Source organism: Edaphobacter sp., assembly GCF_028283685.1.
GTDB lineage: Bacteria > Acidobacteriota > Terriglobia > Terriglobales > Acidobacteriaceae > Edaphobacter.
Window position 1 is genome coordinate 226,834 of the sequence record NZ_JAPWKF010000004.1, and the last position, 26,798, is coordinate 253,631.

Consider the following 26,798-nt stretch of genomic DNA (forward strand, 5'->3'; position numbering starts at 1 on the left):
GGCCACAAGGCGCAGCGGACGTTTCAAGCCCCAGACGACAGGTGTTCCCATGACCCCAGCTTCCCTTGAAAAGTCGGCTTCTTCGATGCTTGCCCGTTACAAGGCAGCGCGCCGCGCCACGGCCATGCTATGTAGCCCGCTGACTCCGGAAGACATGATGGTCCAGTCATGTTCCGAGGCCAGCCCGGTCAAGTGGCACCTCGCTCACACCAGCTGGTTCTTCGAGACCTTCGTCCTCTCCGAGTTCCTCGCCAACTACAAGCCCTTCCATCCCGACTTCCGCTGGCTCTTCAACAGCTACTACAACTCCCTCGGCGATATGCCGGAGAAGAAGCTTCGCTCCTCCTTCTCGCGCCCGCCCCTCGATCTCATCCTCGGATACCGCGCTCACGTCGACGCCGGCATCGAGCACCTGCTGCAACATCCCGCCGAAGACGAAGCCGCCCGTCGCATCGCCCTCGGCATCGAGCACGAACAGCAGCACCAGGAGCTGATCGCCACCGACATCAAGCACGCCTTCTTCACCAACCCCTTGCATCCGGCGTACACCGCGCGCAGGCGACCTCTCTCCACCTCCATCGCGCCGCCGCTCGAGTGGATGACCTACGCCCCCGGCCTCTCCGAGATCGGCCTGTCACCCGATCCCAACGCCGTCGACGCCTTCGCCTTCGACAACGAAACACCGCGCCATCCCGTCTACATCGCTCCCTTCCGCCTCGCCACCCGCCTGGTCACCTGCGCCGAGTACCTCGCCTTCATCGAGCAGGACGGCTACAGCCGTCCCGAACTCTGGCTCTCCGAAGGGTGGACCACCATGCGCGACGAAGGCTGGCAGGCGCCGCTTTACTGGCGTCGCGATCAGGCATCTCGCTCCGGATGGAGCATCTTCACCCTCAACGGCTACGTCTCGCTCGACGATCTCTCCGAAACCCCCGTCTGCCACCTCAGCTTCTTCGAGGCCGACGCCTTCGCCCGCTGGTCAGGCCATCGCCTGCCAACCGAATTTGAGTGGGAGTACGCGGCGGCGCAGCTGGGAACCCTGGTGCGCGACGGCTCCTCCCTGCTCACCTGGTCCGAGTCCACTGGAATCGATGCCGTGGCGGGAGTCGCCGCAAATATGCTCGATTCCGGCGAGCTTCATCCCGAGCCCGCAAGCCTTGCCGGTGGCCTGCAACAGGTCTTCGGCGATGTATGGGAGTGGACCGCAAGCCCCTACACCGGCTATCCCGGCTATGCTCCTCTCCCCGGTGCTCTCGGCGAATACAACGGCAAGTTCATGAGCTCGCAGATGGTGCTGCGCGGAGGCTCGTGCGTCACTCCCGCGACCCACATTCGCTCCACCTATCGCAACTTCTTCTCGCCCGCCACCCGCTGGCAGTTCTCCGGTCTGCGCCTGGCCCACGATGCCACCGCCATCGAGAGTTAAGATCCCATCGAGAGCTAAGTCGAGAGCTAAGATCCTTCAGCGTCCCTGCTTCATCGTCGCCACCCACACCAGCGAGTCCTCCAGCAGCTTGTTCTGGGTCTCGCTGGTGAAGATGCGGTCGCCGTGCCCCATGTTCGTATACAGCATGCGGTAGCGCGTGTTCGTCCACATCACCGGCAGATCGCCCGCCGTCAGCACGTCCTTCATCCCGATGGGATAGTTCGACGGCGCAAGCGTCAGCAGCACCTTCACGTCCTTGTTCTCGCGCGGCGAAGGCTTCCAGACATACCATTCGTTCGGCGGAGAGAGAAAGCTCTTCGGCAGGCTCTTCGTCAATGGATGCTGCGGATCGTCCACGTTGATCGTCGCCGGCAACGGTGGCCACTCGTTCCCATAAAACACGCCGCCGCCAAGAAAGCTGACGAACCATGGCCATCTGGTTCCGCTGTCGTTGTATGCGGCGATATGAAAGCCCAGCCAGCCTCCACCGTGCTCCATGTACGCTTCGAACGCTGCACGTTGCGCCGCCGTATGCGGAAAATCGTCCAGCCAGACAACAAGCTGGTACCCGGCGAGTTTCGTGGCGTTCATGTCGTCCCAGTCCCTGGTCGTCTCAAAGCGGTACGCTCCGCGCTTGGCAGCCTCGGTGTAGAACGAGATCGCCTGGTGAGCGAAGTCGACATGATCGTGCTCTACGGTCTCCGAATAGAAGGCCAGCACGCGAAAGCGTGGTGGCTGCGCCTCGGCGATACGGCACAGCAGAGGCAGGCACAGCAGAAGACTCAGAACACAGCGCAGCATCGTTTTCATCATTGGAGTCGAAGTGGGAATCGGACCGGCTTCCATTCTAGACAACTCTCATCGCTATGCCCGAAGATGGCCATCATGGCCTTGTTGCAAAAGCGATTCTGCGCCGCAGCCTCGTGCTTCGTTGCCTCCACCATGCTCTCGCTCGCGCTCCACGCGCAGGCGCTCTCTCCGCAGGCCGGCCTCGTGAATCGCAACGCCTCGGCCTACAACGCCGTCAACGCTACCCTCTATCTCGTCGATACCTCGCACAATGCGGTCACGCTCATCTCAGCAGGCGGCAAGGTCTCTTCGATTCCCGTCGGGCAGCGTCCCGATGCCGTCGCCGTCAACAACCGCACCGGCCGAGTCTACGTCGTCAATCCCGGCTCGAAGAACGTCTCCGTCATCGATGGCAACGCAGGCAACGTCATCGCAACGGTTGCCACCGCCGCACGCCCTTACGCCATCGCAGTCGATGAAGTCGAGAACAAGATCTACGTCTCCAACACCTTCTCGAATATGCTCACCGTGATCGACGGCGCAACCGACACCGCGAGCAATCTCAAGGTGGGTTCCGCCGATGCCGTCATGGTCGACAGCGACCGTCACCGCATCTACCTGCTCGGCTACGAGAGCGACAGTCTGACGGAGATCAACCCCGCCGATGGCAGCACTGCAAAGATCCCTGCCGGAGCCATGCACCTCTGGGGGCTCGCCCGCAGCGGCTCCACCCTCTACGTCTCCCATCTGCAGGACTCCAGCATCGCCGCCGTCGATCTCACAACGCATAGCATTCACACCATCGCGACTGGCGCCATGCCCTGCGCCATCGTCGAAGATGCCACGCGCGATGAACTCTACGTCGCCAACTACTCCGACGGTACCGTAACGGTCGTCCATCACCAGCAACCCATTGCCGCCATACCGGTTGCAGCAAGGCCGCAATCGCTCGCACTCGATCGCGATAAAGGGCTGCTCTACGTTGCCAGTCCGCAGCAGAACCAGGTGACCGTCATCGATCTTCGCAAGCGCCTGGTCGTCCGTCGCCTCCACGTGGACGAGCATCCCTACGCGGTCGCGATCCATCCCGTGACCCACACGGCCTTCGCGATTAATCTTTCGGGTACCTCTTATACCCCTCTAAAGGGGGAATAAGTCTTATGCTGACAGCGTACTGTCAGTATCCTGTCTGCGACGGAGACCTTAGACGTAGAGCGTGCATCCAAATGCAGAGCGGTTTAGGCCGCACCATCCAGCGAAGGGAACTGAATCGTGCCCGTATCCTCAGCCGCATTAGATTTAGAGTCGCAGACGCCATGTCCTGAGCCTTCTCCGACCTCATCTGTCCACCACGCCATCGCATCCGAGGTGCGCAACGGTCTGACCTCCACCCCAAAGACCCTCACGCCCTGGCTCTTTTACGACATCGACGGGTCCTACCTCTTCGAGCAGATCACCGAATTGCCCGAGTACTACCTCACTCGCACCGAGCGCGGCCTCTTCGCCACCCACGCCGACCAGATCATCGCCCGCGCCGCCGAGTCTTCCGGTTCCGATCCCGCCCCCATGCTCACGCTGATCGAACTCGGCGCAGGCACGGCTACCAAGACCGGCATCCTCCTCGCAGCCGCCGTGCGTCACCAGAGCAGCGTCGTCTATCAGCCCGTCGATGTCTCGGAGTCGGCCCTTGCTGCCGCAACCGAAAACATCCGCTCCAACATCCCCGGTGTCACCGTACGATGTCAGGTGGCCGACTACACCTCCGAGCCACTGCCCCTCAACCGCCTGCCCCATACCCGCACCCTCGCTCTGTACATCGGCTCCAGCATCGGCAATTTCTCTCCCGATGATGCTCGCGACGTTCTCCGCAATCTGCGAGCCCAGCTCCTGCCCGGTGACAAGCTGCTACTCGGTACAGATCTCGCGCCCGGCATCTCCAAGTCGGTCTCCATGCTCGAGGCCGCCTACGACGATCGCTCCGGCGTCACCGCCGCCTTCAATCGCAACGTCCTCGCCCGCATCAATCGCGACCTCGGAGCCAACTTCCGCCCCGAGTGCTTTGCGCACCGCGCCATCTGGAACGCCGCCGAGTCCCGCATCGAGATGCACCTCGTCGCCAGTCACGCGCAGACCGTCACCATCCCCGCCAACTGCGCTGGTCCTCAGCTCACGGTGCGTTTCCGCGAAGGCGAGAGCATTCATACCGAAAACAGTTACAAATTCACCTGCGCACGCGTAGAGGCGTTACTGGAGTCGGCTGGCTTCGCCATGGCCGAGACATGGCAGGATGCAGCAGAGCTCTTCGCCGTCAATCTCGCAACCGCAATCTAACGCGCGTTAGATCTTCTCGGAAGGTCGGCGCCACTCGCCGCTCTTCCCGCCACTCTTCGAGATCAGCTCAACGGCACGGATGCGAATGCCCTTATCGAGCGCCTTCGTCATGTCATAAACCGTCAGCGCGGCCACAGACGCTGCGACCATCGCCTCCATCTCCACACCGGTGCCTGCCACCGTCGCGGCAGTTGTCTCGATCATCACGCCGCCGTCAGCAATGGTGGCCGTCACCTCGACAAAACTCAGCGCCAGCGGATGGCACATCGGGATCAGCGATGACGTCTGTTTCGCCGCCTGGATTCCTGCAAACCGGGCGACCTCCAGCGGATTCCCCTTCGGGTTCGCGGGCAGCGCCTGCAGCGCCTCCTCCGAAAGCTCCACGAAGGCTCGCGCCCTGGCCTCCCGCCGGGTATCCGGCTTGGCGCTCACGTCGACCATGTGCGCCTGTCCTGCATCGTCGTAGTGTGAAAGCTTACTCACTGTGATCGGTCTCCTCCACCAGCCTACTTCACAAGGATCGTGATCAGATCGCCACGGCGGAACTGCGCGATCCCCTCCGGCAGAACGGCATAGCAGTTGGCGCGCGCATTCGCCGCCATGTCGCCCGAGCCCTGCCACACCACAAGCTCCACCTCCGCTGTCGTCCTCGTCGCATGCAGCCTCGCTGGCAACACTCGCGTCAGCCCCGCGCGGCCATCGACATCGTGGCGCAGCGACGCATACACAAAGCAGGGAAGACCGGCCTCCGCTCCGCGCATCGACCGCAGCAGCGGCTCCACCAGGCAGGTGAAGGTCACCTGCGTCGAGACCGGATTGCCCGGCAGGCCAAAGAAGAAGATCTCCGCCATGCCGTCGCGCTCCGGCAGCCGCCCAAAGACCACAGGCTTGCCCGGCTGCATCCGCACCCCGGTAAAAAAGAACTCCGCGCCCATCTCCAGCAGGACATCTTCCACCAGGTCATACTCGCCCATCGAGACGCCGCCCGAGAGCAGCAGCAGGTCTGCCTTCCGCGCATCCACAATCGCTCGTCGCAGATCCTCAAGGTTATCCCTCGCCGCCGGAAGCTGCCGAGGCGTCCCGCCTGCCTCTGCAACCAGCGCCGCCAGCCCATAGCTGTTCGAGTTGCGAATCTGTGCCGGGCCAGGAATCTCCGACAGATCCACCAGCTCATCTCCCGTGGCCACGATCGAGACACGGGGCTTCGCAAAGACCTTCGGTCTTCCCACGCCGCACGAGGCCGCCAGCGCGATCGCCGCCGTTCCCATCACCGTCCCCGCTGAGAGCAACTCATCGCCCTCGTGTGCCTCGCTGCCCCGTGACACCACATTCTCTCCTGCAGTGAGTGTCCTTGCTGCAAGCAGGCGAATCCTCTGCCCATCCCGCTCCACATGCTCCAGCATCGCCACGGCATTGGCCCCCGCAGGCACCGGTGCGCCTGTCATGATCTCAATCGCCGACCCCGCCTGCAGGCTGCCGTTCCAGAACTCTCCCGCGCGCACCTGTCCCACCACCGCCAGCCACGCGCCGTCAGCCGTCTCACCAGCGCGCACTGCGTACCCATCACGCGTCGAGCGGTCGAACGCAGGCTGATCGCGGTCCGCGCAGACCGGCTCTGCCAGCACCCGCCCCAGCGATGCCAGCAGGTCCACGCTCTCCGGCTCGCGGCCGCGAACGGTATGTGCTTTTTCGAGCACCGTCTCCAGTGCCTGGTCGAATCCCAGCACCCGCTCCTGCTGTCCTGCGTCCCGTGCCTCCGCCGATCTCATCTTGCCGCTCCTTCTTCCATTCCCAGGCAAAGCTTCTCCCAGGAAAAGCCCTGCTGCCAAGCAAAAGGCCCCGGCATATTGCCGAGGCCTCTGCGGTTCTGCTGTGTTCGTCCTACTTCTTGCTCTTGGTGGCCTTGTAGCTCGACTTGATCTCCGCGCCGATACCGGTAAGGATGCCCTTCACCTCTTCGACACGAGCCTGCTCCGCCGGATTCGCGGATGCCAGATCCACGAACTCCTGGTAGGCCTCAACGCATCCCGGAGGCGCAACGATCTTCTGCGTCTTCGGGTCGACCGATGCCTTCGGAATCAGGGACTGACCCTTGATGTAGTAAGCATCGGCGCGCTTCGGATCGGCCGCGATGGCCTTGTCTGCAGCAACAGCGGCATCGTCCAGCTTGCCGGCGTTATACAGGGTCGCAGCTTCGTTGTAGTAGTACATGCCTGCGTTGTCGGGCTTGGCCTTGGCGGCCTGCTCGTAAGCATCGCCCGCGCCCTTGCCGTCTCCGCTCTTGGCCAGAGCCTGACCCATCTGGTTATAGGCCGCTGCAGTGGTCTCCGGGTTCGGCTTCTTCGAAGCGGCGTTGGCGTCCACGGCCTTCTTGTACGACGCGGCTGCCTCGGTGTACTTCGCCTGGACGGCAGGATCGGCTGGCTTGCCGGCGGCCTTGGCTGCCTTGGCGGCGGCATCGGCCGAACCCAGCTGCGCATCGCCCAGCGCCACCCACAGGATGCCCTCATCGGGCTTTGCGGTGGTCGCCTGCTGCATCGACGAAATGGCGGCGTCGAAGTTGCCGGCCTTCGTATCGGCGCGAGCCTGGGTCAGCAGGGCATTCAGGTTGGCAATCTTCGCATTGGCCTGCGTTACATCGGCGTTCTTCTTCTTGAATTCTTCGAGCTGCTTCTTCTCTTCCGGAGTCATCTTGTCGATGTACTCCTTGCGGCTCATATCGAAGTTCACCATCTTGTCTTCGCCGGCGGCAAAGGTGACGTTGTCCTGGAAATCGATGCTCTTGTCATCGACATAAACGATGGCTACATAGCTTCCCGGAGCGATGCCGGTGCCCTTGAAGTCGCCGTTCGTGTCAATCGGAAAGGTGTTCGTATACTTCCGGCTCTTTTCATCGCCGCTACGATCCTGGGTCAGACGAACCTCACCCTTGGTGATCGCTGATCCGATCGGGTTGTTCACATGACCGTGAATGCTGGCCGGAGCAGGCTGCGCCTTGGCCGACAACGATGCTCCCAGTGCGAAGACCAGAGCGAGAGCCGCTCCTCGGCCGGCGCTCATCTTTCTTCCGATACGATTGATCACTTTCCGTTCTCCTGGTTTCAGATCTTTTTTATCCGGCCGCCCACGCGGACCGGGTTCTTTTCATGCGTCCAACAGGCATACCACTAACCGTTGGATGCAGACTTCTGGCCGGCGTAGGGTATCGGGTCAACGCCGCCGGCCTCACGAAACGCCCTCAGGCGAAGAACGCAGCTCTCACAGACGCCACAAGCCTCGGTTTCGCCGGAATAGCATGACCAACTTACATGGAACGGAGCGCCCAATTCAACTCCAAGACGAACGATCTCACTTTTCTTCAAGTGGATAAGAGGCGTCTCGATCCGAATATCGCCTTCCTTTGTCCCCTGTTGAATCAGTTGGTTGAATGCCTCATAGTACGCTGGACGACAGTCCGGGTAGCCCGAGCTGTCCTGCTCCACCGCACCGATAAATACCCGTCTGGCCCCCACCACCTCCGCCCAGCTCACCGCCGCCGACAGAAAATGCGCATTGCGGAACGGCACATAGGTGACCGGAACCTCTGTGCCGATCGCCGACTCCTCCGCCGGGGCGTCCGGCACGGCAATCGAGCTGTCCGTCAGCGCCGATCCGCCAATTCGCCGGAAGATGTCGATCTTCAGCGGCATGAACTCCTTAGCCCCGGTCAGCCGGGCGATCTCGCGGGCCGAAGCCAGCTCCTTGGCCTCTGTCCGCTGGCCATAGCTGAAATGCAGCGCGTAGACCTCGTAGTCGTTCGCCGCCAGCGCGGCGCACACGGTCGAATCCATGCCGCCGGACAGGCACAATACCGCGCGCGGGCGCATCACGTCACTCTTCATCGTCACCTGCACCTGCATCATCACCTACACCTGCCGTCATCTCCGCGGGAGTGTCGAGCAGCTTCTTCGCCGCCTCCTCGTCCTTGCGGTGAACCATCAGTCGCGACCGGAACGCCGGTGGCACCAGGCTGTTCGCGTTCTCGCCGTGCAGAAAGCACTCCAGGCTCGCCGATTCAAGAACGCCCTTTGCCATCTGCGCCTCTGCGGGCATCAGGTAGCGGGCAATCATCACATACTGCTCCGGATCGAACTCGAACGGCGCTGCCTCTGTCTCCGGAACCGCAATCTTCCTGGGCTTGTTCATCTCGTCGGACATAAGCACCTCACTTTGTCTCATAAGACTGCAACCGCGCCGTAATAGTTCCCCAGAAAAGGCTCGCCCTCACCTGAACCGGCATATGGCGGGCATCGTCCGTGTACCAGATCCAGATCTTTCCCCGGTTCTTCACCACACCCTCATCTGCTGTGGGCTGCACCCGAACCGTCTGGAAGGTGCCGGCGGGAGTCTTGATCTCCTCCTTCGCCTCCACCTTCATCGTCACCGTAACCGTCCGCATGGAGTCGGCCAGCGGGAACCGGAAGTTCTGTCCCACCGTCAACGGCTGCGATCCCACGTAGAAGATCCCGGAGAGGGAATCCATGACGCAGGCCGGGATCGGGGCGGAGAGCGTCTTCGACGTCCCCTTCACCAGATTGCGCTCCACCAGCGTCTGCTTGCCGTCCTTGTATGTCAGGTCGCTGGAGATCTTTCTCCGGCCCTCCTGCGTCTGCTTGGAGAAGCCCGCCGAGCAGCCCGACTTGGTATCGAGGCTCGATTGAAAGCGATCGATCACCGGGAACAGCATGGTGACGCCGCCTACCGTGTCCACCGAAGCGGTGATCTTCTGCGTCGTCCCCTGCTGCTCGATCTGAAAAGATGCCACTGCGGCTGTAAAGACCCGCCAGTCCACCGTGTAGGTCAGCGTCTGTTTCGTCGGGAAGGTATAGCTCGCGGGTGGCGGCTCCAGCGTCGGGATCGTCACCGGCTGCGGCGCAGGGAAGAAGCGGTCTCGGATCGAGTCTTTCAGCGTCTCCTTCGGCGGCTGCTGGGTCTGCGCAGGCGAAGAGACACACCCCAGGCCCAGGGTGATGGCAAAGACAAGGACCGTTAAACGTTTCGGCAGAGGCGGCTCGCTCGGTGTGAAATTCGGTAACGTCAGTCCGCCTAGTGCCGTAGGAAGAGGAGACGTGCAGCCAGCGCCGCATAAATGGCGATGGCTCCCATAAGGGCATTGTACTCGCGGTGATGCAGGTACCGCTCGCGCGAGAACCTTCCCGGCGGCAGGTTGCTCTTTGCCGCCGTCAACCGTGGCAGCAGCCGGGGCACCTGGCTCGCATACTCGTCGAAGTCCGCAAAGTGCTCACGCAGGTAGGCTTCTTCCGAGCGGATCGTCGGCAGGTAGATCGCAAGAAACAGCACTGCCAGCGCCAAAAAGATCACCCAGCTGCCTGCTGCCGCGGCGAAGCCGAAGGCAATCAGCATCGACCCCAGGTACAGCGGATTGCGCGTATGCGCATATGGCCCGGTCCGTGTTAACTCGGCGTTCTTCTTCACATAGCCCGCCGCATAGCCGCGCAGCCACACCCCCGGCGCCACCAGCGCAAGGCTCAGCAGCATCGTCTGCCAGGTAGGACGGGCCAGCCACAGAAATACCGCCGCAAACAGGAATCCCAGCGGTACCCGGATTCGCCGGGCGATGCGCTGCCATCTGGTTCTTTCGCTCACTTCTCTACCTTACCTGTCCTGTGTCCTGTGCGTCGCCCGTAGAACATGCACGAAGCACATCGACGGAATACCTCAGCGGAGCATCTCAACCGCCGCTTCGATGACCTCTTCCACCGTGATTGCCAGCAGCCCCTCCTCCGGGTCCGACAGTCTGCGGTGGTCGCGACGCTCCGGTCCATGCCGCAGCACCCGCGACCGCGTGCCGTACGGCCCATTGCGTGCCGGGTCCGTCGGGCCGAACAGCGCCACCACCGGCCTCTCCAGAGCAGCCGCCAGGTGCAGCGGCCCCGTATCGCCCGCGATCACCAGCGAGGCCCGTCGCGTAATCGCGATCAGCTCCGCCAGGTTGCTTGGAAAGATCGACGCCGCACCGTGGCTCGCTTCCACCACGGCCTGTCCAAGAGCGTCGCGGCTGCTGTAGGCGCTCACCAGTACCCGATAGCCCTGCGCCGCGAGACCGGCTGCGACGGCGCCATACCGCTCCGCCGGCCACTGCTTGGCGCCCCATCCCGCGCCCGGAGCGATCAGCACAATGTTGTTCGCCGATTCCAGCAACGGCAGGCAGCGCTCCTCGGCCCGTGCCTCCAGCGGAAGCTCCACCCGCGCCGGTGTAAGCGTCTCCCCGATCGCCGTGCCCAGGAGCTCGCAGCCCTGCTCGATCACGTGCGATGCGCCGGTACGAATACTCCGGTGGTAGAGCCAGGCCGCCGGTCGCTCCCGCGGATTCGCCTCGCCCACAAACTCGTCTGCCCCCGCCATCCGGCCAATCACTGCCGACCGGATCGAACCCTGCATATCGACGCAGAGATCGTAGTGGTCCCCGCGCAGCTTCCCGCGAAGCAGCTTGATGTCGTACATCGTCTGGGGGGAGAAGGGGTGCCGCTTCCAGTTCCTCGTCTGGGCAAGGTAGACGGCATCCACAAGCGGCATCGAACCGCCGCGCTCCGGCATCCCCCGGTCCGGCATCGCGTTGCAGAGAAGAGGCATCCAGCGTGGCTCAATCACCCAGCCAATCCACCAGTCGGGGTGAGCTCTGCGCATCGCAGACACGGCAGGCATGGCATGCAGCACATCGCCCATCGCCCCCACACGGACGATCAACACCCTCCGCTTGCCGTCTCTTTTATGGTTCCCAGTCGTCAAAACCCTCACATTTTCTCACGCGGGGAGAGGGTTTTAGCGCCGTTCCCGGTTTTTCCGGCGATCGAGATCCGTCGCCAGACCCACCAGCTGCCCAAACGCCTCTTTCTCGGACACCAGCGTGACCCTCAGCTTGGCGATAATCAGCGGCCCGATCTCAGCCAGCCGCGTCCGCATCTTGGGCGTGAACTTCACCGCATCCTTCTCCGTCGTCACAAATCCATTGGCGCCGATCTGCCTCGCGCGATCCACCAGCCGCGTGACGTCCTCTTCGCTGTACGGATGATGATCGGGAAACGCCATCGTCTCCATCGGCTCATAGCAGGAGGTGATCAGCATCTTGGTGAAGTTCTCCGGACGAGCGATGCCGCAGAAGGCCAGTGGAGTCGTCGGCAGAATCGTCTCCATCCCCTCCAGCAGGGACAGAGATCGCCGGATTACCCAGATCTTGAATCCACCCTCGGTGTCGCTGCTCTCTTCGCGCAGCTCCTCCAACTCCTGACGTAGCTGCTTCTCCTCGTCCTCGCGGATGACAACGATGCTTGCATCGCGCAGCGCATGAAGCGGCTCGCGCAGATTGCCCGCAGGCAGAACCACATCCTCCGTATCCTCTACGGTCAGCAGCACGATATCCACGCTTCGCCCCAGCCGCAGATGCTGAAACCCGTCATCGAGCAGGTGAACTGCGATCCGTTCCTTTGGCTTATCCTGTTCAGCCCGCAATCCTGCCTCGTAGCGATCCGCGCCCGCCCACACCGGCACCTGGCAGCTCTGCGCCAGCAGCACAGGCTCGTCTCCATGCCACAACGGGTCGTCGTACGGCTCCACCCGCTCAATCAGCTCCGAGGTGCGTCCATAGCCCCGCGTCAGGATGCTGACCGCATAGCCGCGGCTCTGCAGCATCGTCGCCAGCATGGCGACGAACGGCGTCTTGCCCGCTCCCCCCGCCGAGACGCTTCCTATGCTGATCACCGGCGCAGTCAACCGGTTCTGCTTGACCCATCCCCACTGGTAGAGGCGGCGCTTCACCACAACCACAAGACTGTAGAGTGGCGTGAGCGGGATCAGCCACGGCCTGCGAACGCTCATGCCGCGCTCCGGTCCAGCAGGGCAAGCAACGCCTCGGCCACACGTGCCGTCGCTCCTGCCTGCGCTTCGAAGACCTTCCTGCCGTGCTCGCCCAGATCCCGCTCCTCGCCACGCAGCATCCTTGCCAGCTCCTCGGGCAAGCGGCTCTCCTCAACGATCAGGATCGCGTCCTCGGCGCGCATCGCCTCAACGATCTCGCGGAAGTTATGTGTCCACGGACCAACCGCGACAGGCACGCCGAACCGCGCAGGCTCCAGCGGATTATGTCCGCCCCACGACACCAGGCTGCCTCCAACAAACGCCGCCGTCGCCAGCGAGTAAACCGAGGCCAGGTCGCCGATCGTATCCAGCAGCACCACACTGCCCGGCGCAATCTTCTGTGACGTTTCTTTCATCCGGCTCGCACGAACCGGCGTGATGCCGTGCGACTCCGCCAGAGCGGCCACGGCATCGAACCGCGGAGTGTGCCGCGGCGCGAGCACCATCACGGCATCGGGCACCGCTTCAAGCACGGCAGGCCATGCCGCCAGCAGCATCGCCTCCTCGCCCTCCAGCGTGCTCCCCGCAACCAGCACCTTCGCTCCATCGGAGAGTGAGCCGCTCAGCAGGATCGTCATCGCGCTGGTTTCCGGAGCCTTCACGTCGTACTTCAGATTGCCCGGGGACAGCACGCGCTCTGGCAGAGCGCCAATCGTCACCAGGCGGCGAGCATTCTCCTCGCTCTGCGCCAGGAACAGCGAAACATTCTTGAGCAGGGGGCGCCACAGTCGCCTCAGCCGCATGTAGCGTGGCAGCGAACGATCCGAGATCTTCGCATTCACCACGGCAACCGGCACACCGCTCCTCGCGCACTCATTCATCAGGTTCGGCCACAGCTCACTTTCCATCAGGATGAGCAGGTTGGGTCTGAGGAGGTGAAGATATCTTCGCACGAGCGAGGCAAAATCCAGCGGCAGATAAAACACCGGCGAACCCGTATATCGCTCACGCGCCAGCTTTTGTCCCGTCTCAGTGGTTGTGGAGACCGCGATCACCCATCCTGGCAGCGCCTCGCGCAGCTGCCGCACCAGTTCGCTGGTTGCCAGCACCTCTCCCACCGACACGGCGTGCAGCCAGATCACCTGCTTGCCTGCGACCGCCTCGCGTACCTCTGCAGGAATTCTTCCCAGCCGCTGTGTCAGTCCCGCACGATATCGCCCGCTCGTCGTCATCCGCGCCAGCCACCACGGAGCTCCGATCACCAGAGCGACCGCGAGCAGAACGCTATAAACCGCCAGAATCAATCGAACCCTCTCCCCCGTGCTTTACCAGGTGCGCCAGCGAAGATGATAATCAACTTGCCGATGAACTCCCACAAGACCCCTCTGCTGCAAAGGATTCTGCGCCTTCAGGCGCTGATGCTCGTGGCTGCTCTTACCGCTACGCCCGCGCTCGCCGGAAAGAAGGCGCCGCCCGCGAATCCGGCAAGCCAGTACCCGGCCTTCGACGCGCACCCCGAAGAGAAGGTCTCCATCGCCATCGATCCCTGTACCGAATCGAAGGACTGCGACTTCTTCCGCCTGCCCTACATCCGCCACTCGATGATCCCGGTCCGCATCATCGTCACCAACGACTCCGACTCCGCGCTCGACCTCAACGATGTGCGCATGCAATTCATCACCGCCGATCACGAGAAGTTCCCCGCGGCCAATCTTGAAGACATCAACCGCCGCCTCTTCAGCACCCAGCAGGCCAAAGGGAACCAAGGTCCCCCTCATCCCGTTTCCCATCCACCACGCACCCATCGATAAGAAGATCACCCAGGACGACGACGACTTCGGCTTCAAATCCACCACCGTGGCTCCGCACACCACCCTCGCCGGCTATCTTTTCTACGACGTCAAGGACCTGCAGGACGACATCAACACCTCTCCCCTCAAAGGCGCCGAGATCTACATCAAAATGATCCGCCTCAAGGGAGGCAAGGAGCTCTTCGCCTTCTCCATCCCCTTCGACAAGTGGCTCAGCGCCACGGCAAAGCCGAAGCCGTCTCAAAAGCAGTAGCCGCTAAACTGGTCGTAGCACCATGACCGACCAACAGAAAAATTCTCTCCGCATCCGCCCCGCCGCGCCCACCGACGTCCCCGAGATGCTCGCCTTCATCCGCGAGCTCGCAGAGTACGAGAAGCAGCCTGAAGCTGCTGTTGCCACCGCCGAAGACCTCCTCCGCGATGGCTTTGGCCCGCGCCCCGTCTTTCAGTGCCTCATCGCGGAATGGGACGGGCAGCCGGCGGCCATGGCGCTCTACTTTCCCTTCTACTCCACCTGGCGCGGCAACGCCGGCGTGCATCTCGAAGACCTCTTCGTCCGCCCCGGATTTCGCCGCCGCGGTATCGCCAGGGCTCTCTTCACCCGCCTCGCGCAGATCACCCTCGAACGCGGCGACCGCTTCCAGTGGCACGTCCTCGACTGGAACCAGCTCGCCATCGACTTCTACGAATCCATCGGCGCAAACATGCTCAACGAGTGGCGCATCATGCGCATCGACGGCGAGGCCCTCAAAGCCCTCGCCGTCTCAGCAAACTAACATCACCGCAGGTTCGCCGCGACTTACCAGTAGCACCTGCGATAGGGATGCCAGTATCCCCAGTGTCCGTAATATCCCCCGTAATACCCGTAATGCCGTGCATGCCAGTACGGGTCGTACGGCGTATACGCTCCATAGGGATAGCGGTAAGGCCCGTAATAACGGGGATAGTAGCCGTAACTGCACCAGCAGCGGCGGCTCAGCAAGAGGACCAGCAGGATCAGGCAAAGCATAATGCCCCTCGTGTCGGCGCGTAACCAGAAGCGCCTTGGGAGAAGAGTACGCATGCCGGCCCACGCCGGTTCCCGGATTCGCTCTTTGAATCCATAGTCGGGCCGCCCGGAAGATCCCATAAGACCCAGAAGAAGATCAATGCCATCTGCGGCCCCGCTGGCTCGAAGCCGCAGATGAATCAGCGCTCCTTCAACCGGATCAGCTACTCCTTCAACGCGATGCCATCAGCCGTCTCCGCACCGATCCCGCAACGCCCAGCACTCCCGTCCCCAGCAGCAGCAGCGATCCCGGCTCCGGCGTCGCCGTCGTGCTCACATCGACGCTCGTTCCCGAGAAAGGCTCGCCATAGGTTGAAAGCACCTCTCCATTCAGCGAGTCGCCCACGCCATACGTCGGGTCCGTGTACCCCGGCAGAACGCCGTTGCTCCACAAGTCCACCGCATAACCCCCCTCAACCGTGAAGAGCAGGCCGTAGATATCCAGCACGCCGCCGTGGAAGGGATAAGGATCTTCGTTGGGGTTCGGAGGGCACACCCACGGCGAGTCACCCCCCGGATAGTACAGGTTGTCCCACGAAAAACCGTATCCGCTCCCCGGCGAACCGGGAGGCAGGAACGTGCCGTCCATGTTCACACTCGGCAGTGTCGTCGTGACCAGTCCCGTAATCGCCGCATTCGAGATTCCGTTGTTTGTATCGCTGAACGTTCCCTGAATACCCGTGATCTGATATCCCCCCGGAACCCCCGGTACAGGAACGGTCGAAACATCGATGACACCGGAGCCGCTCAGGCCCCCGCCGTTGAACGAAAAGCTGAACTGGTCGGCATAAGCTGCGGACGAAGCGCAGACCATCGCACCAACCAGTAAAAGCGATCTCCCGTAAGAGAAACGTCTCTGAAGCATAGGAACTCCTTAACCAAAATTTTTCGCGTAACCCAACAGGCTGGCCCGGTAAATCAGGAGGAGGCCCAACAGATATTTTGAGAATTGTCAGGAAAGGGGAAGATGACCCACGCGCAAAGATATCCCCATGTCGCGACTCTGGCAACTCCACGCCGCCGCCCATCTCGATGCCATCGCCGGCACGCGGCGCTCCCGTCCCCATCCGCGAGACAATAGAAGCAATGAAGAAGATTAAAGTCATCGGCGGCGGACTCGCCGGCCCTGAAGCCGCCCTCCAGGCCGCATCCTTCGGTTGCGAGGTCACCCTCTACGAGATGCGCCCCACCCGCTCCACCGAGGCTCACGAGACCTCCAGCTTCGCCGAGCTCGTCTGCTCCAACTCCCTCAAGTCCGAGAGCGAAAACTCCGCCCCCTGGCTCCTCAAGCAGGAGATGCGCCGCGCCAACTCCTTCCTCCTCGCCGCCGCCGATGCCACCGCCGTCCCCGCCGGCCACGCTCTCGCCGTCGATCGCACCGAGTTCTCCGCCCGCGTCCACAAGCTCATCGACGAGAACCCGCGCATCACCGTCGTCCGCGAAGAGGTCACCGCGCTCGACGAGACCGACCCCGACACCATCATCGTCCTCGCCTCCGGCCCTCTCACCTCACCGCCGCTCACCGCCGAGCTCCAGCGCCTCACCGGAGCCTCGCAGCTGGCCTTCTACGACTCCATCGCCCCCATCGTCGATGCCTCCACCATCGACATGGATAAGGTCTACTTCGCCGCTCGCTGGGACAAGGGCACCGCCGACTACATCAACTGCCCCTTCACCAAAGAGGAGTACGAGGCCTTCCTCGACGCCCTTATGGCCGCCGAGACCGTCCCCGCCAAAGAGTGGGAGCAGATCCCCACCAATTCACAGATCCGTGATTCCGAGCTCGCGCAGCGAGCCGAGGACCCCCCGCATTCCGTCGGTGGCGCCGACCCCGCAACCGGACAGCCGACACCCTCTGTCCCAACCAACAACCTGCAACCGAAGTACTTCGACGGCTGCCTCCCCATCGAAGAGACCGCCCGCCGCGGCCGCGACACCCTCCGCTTCGGCCCCATGAAGCCCGCGGGCCTCACCAACCCCAAGACCGGCCGCTGGCCCTACGCTGCCGTCCAGCTTCGCCAGGAGAACCTCCGCGCCGACTCCTACAACCTCGTCGGCTTCCAGAACCACATGAAGTACGGCGACCAGGCCCGCGTCCTCCGCATGATTCCCGGCCTCGAGAACGCAAAATTCCTCCGCTACGGCCAGATCCACCGCAACACCTACGTCAACGCCCCGCAGGTGCTCACCGAAACCCTGCAGCTGAAGAACCACCCCAACGTCCTTATCGCCGGTCAGCTCTCGGGCGTCGAGGGCTACACCGAATCCATCGCCGGAGGCATGCTCGCCGGACGCTTCGCCGCCGCCCTCGCCCAGGGCCGCACGCCCATCCCCGCGCCGCGCCTCTCCGCCAACGGCTCGCTCACCCACTACATCACCCACAGCGAAGCCAAAACCTTCCAGCCCGCCAACATCACCTTCGACCTGCTGGTGCCGCTCGAAGAGGAACTCCGCAAAAAGATCCGCGACAAAAAAGAACGTCACCGCATCCAGTGCGAACGCGCCATCGAGGCGTGGAGTGAATGGTTGCAGCAGGCCTGATGGGGCGATCCACGTATCTTGTGGTGGGAGACGCTACGTCGCGCTCTTGGCCATCTGGGCCTTGATCAGCCCGACGCTGCCATGGCGCGATCCCCAGGCTGTCGAAGCCGTACGCCTGTCAAGGAACGAATTCCCCTAACGCTATCAATCCAATAGCGTTAGAGGATGCCGATCAGTTCCGCCGAACCACCTATACTGGATGCAGAGCCAATCCTGGATACAGGGACCAAAGAGAGATAGCCCGGATCAATGTCCCGGGCTATCTCTTTTCTTATCAAGAATTTGATATCTAAATGGCCTGTAATCAAGATTTTGCGAGATTTCATTTTTTCAAGCCACGCAGAATCAAGATTTTACGAAGAAAAATGGGGGGAGGGGGCCTCTAGTTTGCCTTCTTCTTATTCCTGGCCTTGATCTTGAACCAGATCGGCGAGCCGATAAATCCGAATGCGTCTCGAATCTGGTTCGCCAGAAACCGCTCATAGCTGAAGTGCAGTTTTACGTCCTTGTCCGTAAACAGCACAAACGTAGGCGGTGCTACCGCGGCCTGCGTCATGTAATAAATCCTGATGCGCTTCGACATAGGAACCGAAGCCTTCTGGAAATCGACATTATCCAGGAAGCGGTTCATGTTGCCCGTCGACACGCGCTTGCGGCGCTCGCGCGCCACCAGCTCCACCTTCTTGAAGACCTGATCGACGCCCTTGTTCTCCATCGCCGAGATGAAGAGCAGCGGAGCGTAATCCAGGTACTTCAGCGCATCACGCACCTGCTGCTCGTAAACCTTCTTGTCCGCCGGCTCCTTGCCGTCCGTGCGTCCCGTCGTCACCGCGTCCCACTTATTGACGACGATCACCACCGAGCGCCCGCTCTCATGCGCGTAGCCACCGATGTTTGCATCGAGCGCAGCCACGCCCTCCGTCGCATCGATGATCAGGAGAGAAACATCGGCAGCCTCAAGGTGCTTGCGAGCCATGATCACTGAAAGCTTTTCCGCCATCAGCTTCGTCTTTCCCTTGCGCCGGATGCCCGCCGTATCCACGAAGCGGAACAGATGACCGTCGCGCTCGACAACCTCATCCACTGCATCGCGTGTCGTGCCTGCAATCGGCGAGACGATGGCTCGCTTCGTGCCGGTCAGCGCGTTCAGCAGCGTTGATTTACCGACGTTCGGCCGGCCGATGATAGCGATCTTCGTCTCCAGAGGGACGAACTCCGCATGCGTGCGCAGCTTGCGAGGCTGTGCGCCGTCTTCGTCCTCCTCCATCTCGTCTTCCGAGGTCAGCATCACCTCTGTCGGTTCTTCGTTGACCTGCTCTACCGGCAAAGCCGCGAAGACCTCGTCCAGCAGGTCGCCGATGCCGGTGCCATGCTCAGCCGAAACGGGCAGCAGGTTGTGAAAGCCCAGCGTGCGGAAGTTCTCCGCACCGGCCAGCAGCTCCACGGAATCCATCTTGTTGACTGCAAGAAACAGCGGCTTGCCGCCGCGCAGCAGCAGGCGCGCGAGCTCGATGTCCGGCTGGGCCAGCTCTGTGCGCCCATCGACCACCATGATGATCGCGTCAGCTTCTTCAAGCGCCACCTGCGCCTGGCGAAAAATTTCGCTTGGGATCAACGCTTCGTCGTCAGGAATGACGCCGCCTGTATCGACCACGCGGACGACGCGACCCGCCCACTCGATCTCGCCGTAGATGCGGTCCCGCGTGATGCCGGGCTCATCGCCCACGATCGATCGCCGTGTACCCGTGAGGCGATTGAACAATGTCGATTTGCCCACGTTTGGACGCCCGCAGACAGCGATCAGGGGTGCCTTGGTGTCCACGGCATCGTCGCTGTCAGCGACCGTGTTGTAGCGCGTCGCCTCCAGCTCCGCTACGCGCCAGTCCTTCTGCTCCTGAACCTCTTCGGCCTCGGGTGTATTCGTCCGAAGGCGCCCTGGTTGCGCCGGACGAACGCTCTTCGGCGGACGCCGCGTCTCCGCGGAAAGTGGAACGCGTGCCTCCTTGTCCGGAGAACGCTTCGGCACGCGCTTCAGCTTTTCCGCGATCGTCTTCTTTGCCGATAGCTGCTTGCGGCCCTTGGGGGCGACAGCACCGGTTGTGGGGGTTGTCTTCGGGGCGCGGCCCTTCTTTGGGCGTGTGCTCGCCTGCCGGTGCTTCTTGCCTAATCGTTTCTTGTCGTCCTTCGCCACGGCGGGTCCAGCCTTCTGTGAGATCGAGATATTTGCAAACCCGCCACTTAGCCGGTGGCGCCCGCAACCTGTCTATTATAGAAACCAGCAGAGTTTTTGCCGCCTCTTCGCCTTGTCCGCCTCTACTCCCATCACGATTCTTCCCGCTCCGCTCCAGCCTGGTGAGCGGCTGCCGTCGCTGCACGACTTCTTCGCGCCGGGAGGCATTCTTTCGCGCTCGTCGCTGAATTTCGAGCACCGCAAGGGGCAGTACGAGATGGCCCGCGCTGTAGAAAAGGCTTTTGACGACAAGCGTCACCTCATTGTCGAGGCTGGAACCGGTACCGGCAAAACCCTTGCTTATCTTCTGCCTGCGCTACGCAAGGCCCGCGAGAACCAGCAGCGCATCATCATCTCTACCGGCACCAAAAATCTGCAGGAGCAGCTCTACTTCAAGGACGTCCCGTTTCTGGAGTCGCTGCTTGGCCCCCTGAAGATCTGCTACATGAAGGGCCGCAGCAACTACCTTTGCCGCAACAAGCTCTACGCACTGCGCGACAATCCGCTGCTCAACGGGCTTGAGGAGATCGAACAGTTCCATCACATAGCTGCCTGGGAACGCACCACCGAGACCGGCGATCGCTCCGAGATCGACGCGCTGCCCGAGACCTCCGCGCTATGGCACAAGATCGACGCCCGCACCGAGGTCTGCCTCGGCCAGACCTGCCCGGACTTCGAGCGCTGCTTCATCACCGCGATGCGGCGCAAGGCGCTCGAGAGTGAGATCGTCATCGTCAATCACCACCTCTTCTTTGCCGACCTCAGCATCAAGCAGCAGGCCGGTGGCTCTGGAGAGGCCGGCATCCTGCCCGAGGCCGCAGCCGTGGTCTTCGACGAGGCCCATGAGCTTGAGGATGTCGCGTCGAACTACTTCGGTATCGGCCTCAGCACCTCGCGCGTGGACGAGCTGGTACGCGACGTGGAGATCATGCTGCGTGCGAAGCAGGCCTCGACCGCGGCGATCGAGTCGGCCTGCGGAACGCTGCAGAATCGTTCACGCCTGTTCTTCTCAGCGCTGCCTGAGAGCAGCAACGGCGTCGGTCGTATGCCGTTCCTGAATCGGCCGGATTTCCTGGAAGAGAGCGGAGACTATTACACCGCGACGATGAATGCGCTGACGCGGCTCGAAGGCGAGCTGGAGCGAGTAAAGAATGTCGACGAGGCATCTGGCCTGCGTAAGCGCGCAGCCGACATCCGTTCGCACCTGCACTTCCTGCTCGAATCCACCGACCAGAACACGGTCTTCTGGATCGAACGACGCGCCACAGGCGGTGTGCGCAGCGCTGCGCGTGGACAGTCTCACGGCGCCTACAATACGCATCTGCAGGCGACCCCGATCGATGTCTCGGAGCTGCTCTCCACCGCGCTCTTTGCCAACTACTCGAGCGTCGTCCTGACGTCGGCGACGCTGGCGGTCTCGGGCGGCTTCGATCACATCCGCAAACGGCTGGGGCTGGTCAGCGCGCGCGAACTGATCGTGCCGTCGCACTTTCAGTACGAGCGGCAGGCGTTGCTCTACCTCCCGCCGACGATGCCCGATCCGCGTGAGCCGGACTTCACCGAGCGTGCCTCCGAGCGCATCCGCCGGGTGCTTGAGATTACGCAGGGACGCGCCTTTGTGCTCTTTACAAGCTACGCGCAGATGCGGACTGTCTACGAGCGCATGTGCGCCGAACTGCCCTATCCGCTGCTGCTGCACGGATCCGCGCCGCGCCATGTACTGGTGCAGCAGTTCCGCGATACGCCCAACGCCGTGCTCTTCGGCACCTCCAGCTTCTGGCAGGGCGTCGACGTGCAGGGCGAGCAGCTGAGCTGTGTCATCATCGACCGGTTGCCCTTCGCCGTGCCGACCGATCCCGTCGTCGAGGCCCGCATGCGGGCGCTGGAGGAGTCAGGCGGCAAGCCATTCTTCGACTACCAGATTCCGAACGCCGTCATTACGCTGAAGCAGGGCTTTGGCCGGTTGATCCGCTCGTTAAGCGATCGTGGTGTACTGGTGCTGCTCGATCCCCGGGTCCGCCGTCAGCGCTACGGCCGCATCTTTCTCGACAGCCTTCCGCCGTATCGCATGACGGAAGACATCACGGACGTCGAGGCCTTCTTCGCCCCACAGGCGACAGCCCCAGAGAAGCAATAGAATAGAGACACCGATGGGCCGTAATCTTTACATCCTCGCTGGAACGCTCTTTGTGCTTGCGCTTGTCTGCTGCGGCCTGGCTTATACCAACATTGCGCAGCAGCCAGGCTCTCCGGGCGATATCTCGCTCTGGCGGACGACGGGGCTGGGTCTGCTGGTGCTGTCTCTGCTGGTTGCCCTGGCCGGCATCATGTCATCGCTGTTCGAGCAGGCCGAGCGGCGAGCCGAGGAAGACCGCCGCAGGCGCCGCCAGCAGTAGAAAAATCGAGGAAACGGTACAATAAGCAAAGGCCTCCCGCGTCATTTTCTGCGTATTTCACATTGCGCGGCCAGCTGAAAGGTATCGGAAACACCATGTTTGAAGTCACTGTAGAAGCCGGGTTCTCCTCCGGGCACTACCTTCGCAACTACCGCGGCAAGTGCGAGAACCCGCACGGCCATAATTACAAGGTCTTCGTCACCCTCATCGGCGAGGAGCTGGACGAGGCCGGTCTGCTGCTGGACTTCAAGCTGCTCAAGCAGGTGATGCGCCCCGTGGTCGATCGTCTCGATCACCAGATGATCAACGAGCTCGAGCCATTTACGACCATCAATCCCTCTGCTGAAAACCTGGCCCGGTACTTCTACCAGGAGACCGAGAAGCAGCTTCGCGACATGACCTCCGGCCGCGTTCGCGTCAAGGACTGCACGCTCTACGAGACCGATACGAGCTTCGCCCGTTACTACGAGTAACCATTCGCCATGCACCTGATCGAGCTCTACAAATCCGTGCAGGGGGAGTCTTCCTTCGCCGGAGTGCCATGCATCTTCGTGCGCAGCGCAGGCTGTAACCTGCGTTGTGCGTGGTGCGACTCCGAATACACCTTTTCCGGTGGAAAGCCGTTTACCGAGGACGAGATCGTTGCCCAGATCGAGGCGCTGGCGCCTTGCAAGCTGGTGGAATTTACCGGTGGCGAGCCGATGCTGCACGCCAGGGAGCTGCTTCCGTTGATGCGGCGTCTGCTGGATGACGGCTACGAGTTGATGATCGAGACCTCGGGCGAGCGGCCGCTGGCTGATGTGCCAAAGGCGGTTCACAAGATCGTCGATGTGAAGTGCCCAGGCGCTGGTGCTGCGTCAAACAGCTTTCGCATGGAAAATCTCGATGCACTGACCGCGAACGACGAGGTGAAGTTCGTCATCTGCGATCGCGCCGACTACGAGTTCGCCCGCGACTTCATCCGTGAGCATGCGCTCGAGACGAAGGCAGGGCACATTCTGCTGTCGCCCGCATTCCAGAAGACGCCCAGCCTGCTTCGCTCCGCCGATAATATGGCGCTGGACCCGCGCAAGCTGGTTGACTGGATGCTCGAAGATGGCCTGCCCGCGAGGCTCTCGCTGCAGATCCATAAGTTCATCTGGGAGCCGCAGAAGAAGGGCGTCTAGCCCGGCTCCTCAGGCTCTGTGCGCTAACATCAGTTATGCGCCTCTTTGCTGCCTCCTCTCTGCTGCTTGCGGCCTCGTGTCTCTTCGCCCAGACGCCCACGAAGCCTATCGAGATCAAGGTCGTCGTCGTCAACATGTTCGAGGTCGGCAACGACACCGGCGATGTTCCCGGCGAGTACCAGTACTGGGTTGAGCGGGAGCATCTCGACACGGTGCTGCCGTTCCCTGAGGGGTATCACGATCTGCGCATGAACAAGGACGGTGTGCTCGGTGTGCTTACTGGCGTCGGCACCGCACGCGCAGCGGCGACCATCATGGCGCTGGGAAGCGATCCCCGCTTCGACCTGACGCATGCGTACTTTGTCGTCGCAGGCATTGCTGGGATCGATCCTGCGATGGGCTCACTTGGATCGGCTGTCTGGTCGGAGTATGTCATCGACGGCGATCTGGCCCATGAGATCGATGCGCGGGAGATTCCCAAAGATTGGAAGACAGGCTTTGTCCCGCTTGGCAAATCGACACCGTATGAACAGCCGCGCCAGGCACGCTTTGGTGACGACGGAAATATCTACCAGCTCAATCCTGCGCTGGTGACCTGGGCGTACGAGAAGACGAAGGACCTCAAGCTGCAGGACACGGCCGGTATTGCTGAACGGCGTCAGCAGTTTGACGAACCGAATGCGAAGCGGCCGCCTTTTGTGCTGCGCGGCGATAATCTTTCAGCTGCGACCTTCTGGCACGGAAAGCTGCTCAACCAGTGGGCGCGCGACTGGGTGAAGTACCAGACGGACGGCAAGGGCACCTACGCGGTCTGTGGCATGGAAGATAGCGGTACGCTGCAGTCGTTGACCTGGCTGGCGAAGGCTGGGAAGGTGGATATTCACCGCGTGCTGGTGCTGCGTACGGCTTCGAATTACGATCAGCAACGCCCGGGAAAGACCGCTTCCGAGAGCCTCGGAGAGACCAAAATCAAACAGTACAGCGCATACATGCCCGCGCTCGATTCCGCCTATCGCGTGGGCCATGTCGTTGTCGATGATCTGGTTGCCAACTGGGCACAGACGCGCGAGACGATTCCCGGCAAGAACTAGGCGATCATACGGCGGACGATGCGCCGCACGGTCTCGGTCACAATACCGTAGGCGACGAATGAGATCAGTTCGCTGGTGTGCTCGCGCTTGGTCTGCGACTTCTTTTCCGCAAGACCGATGGATGGCAGGATGTTGTCCTGGTTGAGCGCGATCAGCGCCATGCCAAAGCTGGCGCCCTGTTTGGAGGTTGCTGCTGGGTAGAGTTCGGCCGCAGCCCCGTAGGCGGCCCCAGCAGCGGCTCCGAAGCCGTAATGCATCGTCTTCTTCGCAATCTTCTTTTGCCGCACAGTCAACTCAAGACGGCCAACCTGGCGCGTTACCAGGGCGGCGGGGTCGCTCTCGCTGGCTTTCCGTGGCGGATAGGCGCGCCCGACGGCATTTTTCACCGCGGTGGCGACGATGCCGCCGATCAGTCCGGCGACAACACCCTTGGCGATCGATCTCTGTTGTCTGCTCACGCGTGCTCACCTCAAAACTTAGGATGCCGTTGCAGCGATGTGGGCTGCGCGGTGCTGCGACAACACCTTGAGCTTAGCCGAAGTATGCCGCGGCGTCTGTACTGTCGTGTCCCTCGCGCACTCCCATGGCGCGCAACACAAGCGTCAATAGCGCAGCGATCGTAAGATTCAGCAGCAGGGCAGTGATCGCCGCGTACATTGGATAGACACCCCCCAGCCACGCAGGAAGATGCAGCGGGTAGACCGAGCTCTTCAGGCCGAGGGATGCAGCCATCGCGGTTCCTGCGGCCATACCGGCCGCCCATCCTGCCAACAGCGCCCAGGGATGAAACCAGCGGGTAAAGACGCCGAGCACGACCGATGGCACCATCTGGCAGATCCAGATGCCGCCCAGCAGCTGCATCTCGATGGCGTAGGGCGTCGGCAACCAGATCACAAAGACAAGTGCGCCAAACTTCACCACCAGGGAGGCCATCTTGGCCATGTTCGACTCCTGATGCGGCAGCATCTTCCTGCCGGACAACTCGCCGTACAGATTGCGGGTAAAGAGGTTGGAAGCGGCGATGGACATGATTGCCGCGGGGACCAGGGCGCCGATGGCGACAGCTGCCAGGCAGAATCCGGAGAACCATTCGGGGAACGATTGCAGAAAGAGCAGCGGGACAGCAGAGCTGGTGTCGCCGTGTACGTCGATGCCGGCAGCGAGGGCAAGATAGCCGAGAAGCGCCACCATGCCGAGCATAAAGCTGTAAGCGGGCATCATCGCGGCGTTGCGACGGACGGTATTGGCGCTCTTGGCCGATAGGACAGCAGTCGCGGTGTGCGGATAGAGCATCAGCGCCAGCGCAGAGCCGATCGCCAGCGTTGAGTAGCCGAGATACTGCTTCGGCTGCAGGTTGAGGGAGCCCGGAGGATGGTGGGTTGCGAGTGCGTGACTGACCAGCGTGAAGACATGAGCGTATCCGCCGAGCTTGATGGGGATCACGATGACCGCTGCCAGGACCATCACATACAGCATGATGTCCTTCACGATGGCGATGACCGCCGGAGCGCGCAGACCGCTCGAGTAGGTATACGCTGCGAGGATGATGAAGGCCACAGCCAGCGGCCACTCGCCGTGCAGGCCCATCGCAGCCATGACGACACGCATGCCGACCAGCTGCAGCGCGATATAGGGCATCAGCGCCAGAATTCCCGTCAGCGCGATGGCGACCGTCAGCCAGCGATTGCCAAACCGCCCGCCCACGAAGTCGGCAAAGGTGACATAGCCATGCCGATGGCACACCCGCCACAAACGCGGCAGAACCAGGATCATGTAGGGATAAGCAATCGTGGCGTACGGCAGGGCGAAGAATCCCATCGCGCCTGTGCCGTACAACGCTGCTGGAACGGCGATGACCGTATAGGCGGTGTAGAGGTCGCCGCCGACGAGGAACCAGGTGATCCAGGTGCCGAAGCTTCGTCCTGCGAGGCCCCACTCCTCGAGTGATTCGATGCCGGCTTCAGGCCTGCGCCAGCGTGCTGCCCAGAAACCTGCAAGAGTGACGAGAACAAAAAAAAGGCAGAAGACCGCCAGCGCCGTGGTGTGCAATCAAAGGGCTCCCTTGTCAGAGTGACCCCATGTTAGCGCATGGAAGAGTGGGAAGTCAGTCGATGG

Annotated in this window: 28 protein-coding genes; 12 read left to right on the plus strand and 16 right to left on the minus strand. The window is 62.1% G+C overall.

What is annotated here, in order from left to right; translation table 11 throughout:
- Positions 1–49 precede the first annotated feature (49 nt).
- Complete coding sequence (gene egtB / locus PW789_RS05870) at positions 50–1,426, plus strand: ergothioneine biosynthesis protein EgtB (RefSeq protein ID WP_299372840.1); 1,377 nt, start codon at positions 50–52, stop codon at positions 1,424–1,426.
- Between the two features lie 36 nt (positions 1,427–1,462).
- Here the strand turns inward: egtB and PW789_RS05875 are convergent, their stop codons facing one another.
- Positions 1,463–2,227, minus strand: a complete 765-nt coding sequence (locus PW789_RS05875; protein ID WP_299372843.1) for a ThuA domain-containing protein — start codon at positions 2,225–2,227, stop codon at positions 1,463–1,465.
- Positions 2,228–2,311: 84 nt separating this feature from the next.
- Between PW789_RS05875 and PW789_RS05880 the strand changes: the two genes are divergently transcribed.
- Together PW789_RS05880 and egtD are read left to right on the plus strand one after the other, a co-directional pair.
- Positions 2,312–3,370 (plus strand): YncE family protein, encoded by a 1,059-nt coding sequence (locus tag PW789_RS05880; protein WP_299372845.1) that lies wholly within the window; start codon positions 2,312–2,314, stop codon positions 3,368–3,370.
- A 117-nt stretch (positions 3,371–3,487) separates the two neighbouring features.
- The gene (gene egtD / locus PW789_RS05885) at positions 3,488–4,546 is read left to right on the plus strand and encodes an L-histidine N(alpha)-methyltransferase (RefSeq protein WP_299372847.1); all 1,059 of its coding nucleotides are present in this window, start codon (positions 3,488–3,490) and stop codon (positions 4,544–4,546) included.
- A gap of 6 nt (positions 4,547–4,552) precedes the next feature.
- Here the strand turns inward: egtD and moaC are convergent, their stop codons facing one another.
- The 10 genes from moaC to PW789_RS05935 form a co-directional block, all read right to left on the minus strand.
- Positions 4,553–5,029 carry a cyclic pyranopterin monophosphate synthase MoaC gene (gene moaC / locus PW789_RS05890; RefSeq protein ID WP_299372849.1) on the minus strand — a complete coding sequence of 159 codons (477 nt, stop codon included), beginning with the start codon at positions 5,027–5,029 and terminating at the stop codon, positions 4,553–4,555.
- 23 nt (positions 5,030–5,052) lie between these two features.
- The gene (gene glp, locus PW789_RS05895) at positions 5,053–6,315 is read right to left on the minus strand and encodes a gephyrin-like molybdotransferase Glp (RefSeq protein ID WP_299372851.1); all 1,263 of its coding nucleotides are present in this window, start codon (positions 6,313–6,315) and stop codon (positions 5,053–5,055) included.
- Positions 6,316–6,427: 112 nt separating this feature from the next.
- Positions 6,428–7,630, minus strand: a complete 1,203-nt coding sequence (locus PW789_RS05900; RefSeq protein WP_299372854.1) for a tetratricopeptide repeat protein — start codon at positions 7,628–7,630, stop codon at positions 6,428–6,430.
- Positions 7,631–7,713: 83 nt separating this feature from the next.
- The gene (queC, locus tag PW789_RS05905; RefSeq protein WP_367182492.1) at positions 7,714–8,412 is read right to left on the minus strand and encodes a 7-cyano-7-deazaguanine synthase QueC; all 699 of its coding nucleotides are present in this window, start codon (positions 8,410–8,412) and stop codon (positions 7,714–7,716) included.
- A 4-nt stretch (positions 8,413–8,416) separates the two neighbouring features.
- On the minus strand, positions 8,417–8,743 hold the full coding sequence (locus tag PW789_RS05910) for a DUF2007 domain-containing protein (protein ID WP_299372856.1): 327 nt from the start codon (positions 8,741–8,743) through the stop codon (positions 8,417–8,419).
- 7 nt (positions 8,744–8,750) lie between these two features.
- Positions 8,751–9,626, minus strand: coding sequence for a DUF3108 domain-containing protein (locus tag PW789_RS05915; RefSeq protein WP_367182494.1), 876 nt, complete (start codon positions 9,624–9,626; stop codon positions 8,751–8,753).
- A 5-nt stretch (positions 9,627–9,631) separates the two neighbouring features.
- Entirely contained in the window at positions 9,632–10,192 is a 561-nt protein-coding gene (locus PW789_RS05920) for an isoprenylcysteine carboxylmethyltransferase family protein (RefSeq protein WP_299372859.1), read from the minus strand.
- A 72-nt stretch (positions 10,193–10,264) separates the two neighbouring features.
- Entirely contained in the window at positions 10,265–11,296 is a 1,032-nt protein-coding gene (locus PW789_RS05925) for a glycosyltransferase family 9 protein (RefSeq protein ID WP_299372862.1), read from the minus strand.
- Positions 11,297–11,368: 72 nt separating this feature from the next.
- A complete protein-coding gene (lpxK, locus tag PW789_RS05930; protein ID WP_299372865.1) occupies positions 11,369–12,421 on the minus strand; it encodes a tetraacyldisaccharide 4'-kinase in 1,053 nt (350 codons plus the stop codon).
- Positions 12,418–13,704 (minus strand): 3-deoxy-D-manno-octulosonic acid transferase, encoded by a 1,287-nt coding sequence (locus PW789_RS05935; RefSeq protein ID WP_299372867.1) that lies wholly within the window; start codon positions 13,702–13,704, stop codon positions 12,418–12,420. The genes lpxK and PW789_RS05935 overlap by 4 nt, the downstream gene beginning before the upstream one ends.
- 60 nt (positions 13,705–13,764) lie before the next feature.
- Between PW789_RS05935 and PW789_RS05940 the strand changes: the two genes are divergently transcribed.
- The 3 genes from PW789_RS05940 to PW789_RS05950 are packed head-to-tail and all read left to right on the plus strand — an operon-like array spanning position 13,765 to position 14,987.
- On the plus strand, positions 13,765–14,211 hold the full coding sequence (locus PW789_RS05940) for a hypothetical protein (RefSeq protein WP_299372869.1): 447 nt from the start codon (positions 13,765–13,767) through the stop codon (positions 14,209–14,211).
- Positions 14,212–14,257: 46 nt separating this feature from the next.
- Positions 14,258–14,464 carry a hypothetical protein gene (locus PW789_RS05945; RefSeq protein WP_299372871.1) on the plus strand — a complete coding sequence of 69 codons (207 nt, stop codon included), beginning with the start codon at positions 14,258–14,260 and terminating at the stop codon, positions 14,462–14,464.
- Positions 14,465–14,486: 22 nt separating this feature from the next.
- Positions 14,487–14,987: a GNAT family N-acetyltransferase gene (locus tag PW789_RS05950; protein WP_299372874.1), complete on the plus strand. Its 501-nt coding sequence runs from the start codon at positions 14,487–14,489 to the stop codon at positions 14,985–14,987.
- 23 nt (positions 14,988–15,010) lie between these two features.
- Here the strand turns inward: PW789_RS05950 and PW789_RS05955 are convergent, their stop codons facing one another.
- Positions 15,011–15,220, minus strand: a complete 210-nt coding sequence (locus tag PW789_RS05955) for a hypothetical protein (RefSeq protein ID WP_299372877.1) — start codon at positions 15,218–15,220, stop codon at positions 15,011–15,013.
- A 211-nt stretch (positions 15,221–15,431) separates the two neighbouring features.
- Entirely contained in the window at positions 15,432–16,124 is a 693-nt protein-coding gene (locus PW789_RS05960; RefSeq protein WP_299372880.1) for a PEP-CTERM sorting domain-containing protein, read from the minus strand.
- 221 nt (positions 16,125–16,345) lie between these two features.
- On the opposite strand from PW789_RS05960, the gene trmFO reads away from it, so the two are divergent.
- Positions 16,346–17,800, plus strand: a complete 1,455-nt coding sequence (gene trmFO, locus PW789_RS05965; RefSeq protein ID WP_299372883.1) for a methylenetetrahydrofolate--tRNA-(uracil(54)-C(5))-methyltransferase (FADH(2)-oxidizing) TrmFO — start codon at positions 16,346–16,348, stop codon at positions 17,798–17,800.
- A 382-nt stretch (positions 17,801–18,182) separates the two neighbouring features.
- Here trmFO and der read toward each other — a convergent pair whose 3' ends face one another.
- A complete protein-coding gene (gene der / locus PW789_RS05970) occupies positions 18,183–19,991 on the minus strand; it encodes a ribosome biogenesis GTPase Der (RefSeq protein ID WP_299372886.1) in 1,809 nt (602 codons plus the stop codon).
- A 112-nt stretch (positions 19,992–20,103) separates the two neighbouring features.
- Here der and PW789_RS05975 point away from each other — a divergent pair, with 112 nt between their 5' ends.
- From PW789_RS05975 to PW789_RS05995, 5 genes are all read left to right on the plus strand, one after another.
- On the plus strand, positions 20,104–22,167 hold the full coding sequence (locus tag PW789_RS05975) for a helicase C-terminal domain-containing protein (RefSeq protein ID WP_299372889.1): 2,064 nt from the start codon (positions 20,104–20,106) through the stop codon (positions 22,165–22,167).
- Positions 22,168–22,180: 13 nt separating this feature from the next.
- Positions 22,181–22,426 carry a hypothetical protein gene (locus PW789_RS05980; protein ID WP_299372892.1) on the plus strand — a complete coding sequence of 82 codons (246 nt, stop codon included), beginning with the start codon at positions 22,181–22,183 and terminating at the stop codon, positions 22,424–22,426.
- A gap of 95 nt (positions 22,427–22,521) precedes the next feature.
- Positions 22,522–22,899, plus strand: a complete 378-nt coding sequence (gene queD / locus PW789_RS05985) for a 6-carboxytetrahydropterin synthase QueD (RefSeq protein WP_299372895.1) — start codon at positions 22,522–22,524, stop codon at positions 22,897–22,899.
- 9 nt (positions 22,900–22,908) lie between these two features.
- Complete coding sequence (locus PW789_RS05990; protein WP_299372898.1) at positions 22,909–23,592, plus strand: radical SAM protein; 684 nt, start codon at positions 22,909–22,911, stop codon at positions 23,590–23,592.
- 35 nt (positions 23,593–23,627) lie between these two features.
- A complete protein-coding gene (locus PW789_RS05995; protein WP_299372901.1) occupies positions 23,628–24,683 on the plus strand; it encodes a purine nucleoside permease in 1,056 nt (351 codons plus the stop codon).
- Here the strand turns inward: PW789_RS05995 and PW789_RS06000 are convergent.
- The gene (locus tag PW789_RS06000; protein ID WP_299372904.1) at positions 24,680–25,141 is read right to left on the minus strand and encodes a DUF1440 domain-containing protein; all 462 of its coding nucleotides are present in this window, start codon (positions 25,139–25,141) and stop codon (positions 24,680–24,682) included. The two genes, PW789_RS05995 and PW789_RS06000, sit on opposite strands and share 4 nt — an antisense overlap.
- Before the next feature lie 73 nt (positions 25,142–25,214).
- Positions 25,215–26,732, minus strand: coding sequence for a monocarboxylate uptake permease MctP (gene mctP / locus PW789_RS06005; RefSeq protein WP_299372907.1), 1,518 nt, complete (start codon positions 26,730–26,732; stop codon positions 25,215–25,217).
- Between the last annotated feature and the right edge of the window lie 66 nt (positions 26,733–26,798).

Bases quoted from the DNA above. Each gene is read 5' to 3' on its own strand.
- glp (WP_299372851.1), bottom strand. From the start codon at position 6,315: ATGAGATCGGCGGAGGCACGGGACGCAGGACAGCAGGAGCGGGTGCTG.
- PW789_RS05910 (WP_299372856.1), bottom strand. From the start codon at position 8,743: ATGTCCGACGAGATGAACAAGCCCAGGAAGATTGCGGTTCCGGAGACA.
- PW789_RS05940 (WP_299372869.1), top strand. From the start codon at position 13,765: ATGAACTCCCACAAGACCCCTCTGCTGCAAAGGATTCTGCGCCTTCAG.
- PW789_RS05980 (WP_299372892.1), top strand. From the start codon at position 22,181: ATGGGCCGTAATCTTTACATCCTCGCTGGAACGCTCTTTGTGCTTGCG.
- PW789_RS05955 (WP_299372877.1), bottom strand. From the start codon at position 15,220: ATGCTTTGCCTGATCCTGCTGGTCCTCTTGCTGAGCCGCCGCTGCTGG.
- egtB (WP_299372840.1), top strand. From the start codon at position 50: ATGACCCCAGCTTCCCTTGAAAAGTCGGCTTCTTCGATGCTTGCCCGT.
- PW789_RS05990 (WP_299372898.1), top strand. From the start codon at position 22,909: ATGCACCTGATCGAGCTCTACAAATCCGTGCAGGGGGAGTCTTCCTTC.
- PW789_RS05995 (WP_299372901.1), top strand. From the start codon at position 23,628: ATGCGCCTCTTTGCTGCCTCCTCTCTGCTGCTTGCGGCCTCGTGTCTC.
- lpxK (WP_299372865.1), bottom strand. From the start codon at position 12,421: ATGAGCGTTCGCAGGCCGTGGCTGATCCCGCTCACGCCACTCTACAGT.
- PW789_RS05880 (WP_299372845.1), top strand. From the start codon at position 2,312: ATGGCCTTGTTGCAAAAGCGATTCTGCGCCGCAGCCTCGTGCTTCGTT.
- PW789_RS05960 (WP_299372880.1), bottom strand. From the start codon at position 16,124: ATGCTTCAGAGACGTTTCTCTTACGGGAGATCGCTTTTACTGGTTGGT.
- PW789_RS05875 (WP_299372843.1), bottom strand. From the start codon at position 2,227: ATGCTGCGCTGTGTTCTGAGTCTTCTGCTGTGCCTGCCTCTGCTGTGC.
- queC (WP_367182492.1), bottom strand. From the start codon at position 8,412: ATGCGCCCGCGCGCGGTATTGTGCCTGTCCGGCGGCATGGATTCGACC.
- queD (WP_299372895.1), top strand. From the start codon at position 22,522: ATGTTTGAAGTCACTGTAGAAGCCGGGTTCTCCTCCGGGCACTACCTT.
- trmFO (WP_299372883.1), top strand. From the start codon at position 16,346: ATGAAGAAGATTAAAGTCATCGGCGGCGGACTCGCCGGCCCTGAAGCC.
- PW789_RS05950 (WP_299372874.1), top strand. From the start codon at position 14,487: ATGACCGACCAACAGAAAAATTCTCTCCGCATCCGCCCCGCCGCGCCC.